The following is an 828-nucleotide window of genomic DNA, read 5'->3' on the forward strand; positions in this document are numbered from 1 at the left end:
CGCGCGGAGGAGTCCCTGGACTCCGGCGCCGCCGCCGCCGTGCTGCAGCGCTGGGTGCGCGCCACCGCCTGAGGCACCCACCCCGGTCCCGGCGGGGGCGGGGGCCTCAGCCGTCCAGGCCCAGGGAGAAGGCGCTCGCCAGGTCGTGGCGGGAGTAGGCGCGGAAGGCGATGTTCGTCACGGTGTCGACCACGCCGTCGACCCGGTTGACCCGCCCCGCGATGACGTCGGCCAGCTCCTCGTGCCGGCGCACCCGCACCATCACGACGAGGTCGACGTCACCGGTGACGGAGTACACCTCCGAGACGCCGGGGATCTCGGCCAGCGCCTCGGCGACCTCGGGGATGCGCCGTCCGTCCGTCTGCACCTGCACGATCGCGGTGATCACCCCGGCAGCGTAGCCCCGCCGCCGGGCACCGGCCCGGGGGCGCCCGCCGGCACGTGCGGGGCTCCCGGCGCCGCGCTCCAGCGGTGCCGGGCACCGGCTGCCCCGTGCAGCGGGCTGGCCCACGGGGTCTCCTCGGCACCCACCACCTCCACCAGGCGCACCCCCGGCTGCTCCAGCCAGGCCAGCACGCGGTCGGTCTCCGCGGCCAGGGCCGCCGGGCGGGCGGGGGTGGGGGGCTCGACCACCTCGCCCGCGGCCCGCAGCGCCGCCACGTACGGCATCGGGTCCGCGCCGCGGGGGGTCACCGTCGTGCCCGCCAGCCGCCCGTGGCGGACGAGCACGAGCTCCCAGCCGCCCTCGGGCCAGCCCGCCGCGCGGTCGGGGCGGCGGGCGGCGACCACCTCCGGGCACGCCACCAGCGGCGCGCGCCGCTGCGCGGC

General features: G+C 79.6%; 1 protein-coding gene and 1 pseudogene. Both read right to left on the reverse strand.

The window, feature by feature from the left end:
* Positions 1-106 precede the first annotated feature (106 nt).
* On the reverse strand, positions 107-388 hold the full coding sequence (locus ABEB16_RS22265; RefSeq protein WP_345714338.1) for an Lrp/AsnC family transcriptional regulator: 282 nt from the start codon (positions 386-388) through the stop codon (positions 107-109).
* Positions 385-828, reverse strand: a pseudogene (locus ABEB16_RS22270) (DEDD exonuclease domain-containing protein); the annotation flags it as partial. The gene ABEB16_RS22265 and the pseudogene ABEB16_RS22270, both read right to left, overlap by 4 nt.

It is taken from the genome of Kineococcus glutinatus (genome assembly GCF_039542765.1).
GTDB lineage: Bacteria > Actinomycetota > Actinomycetes > Actinomycetales > Kineococcaceae > Kineococcus_A > Kineococcus_A glutinatus.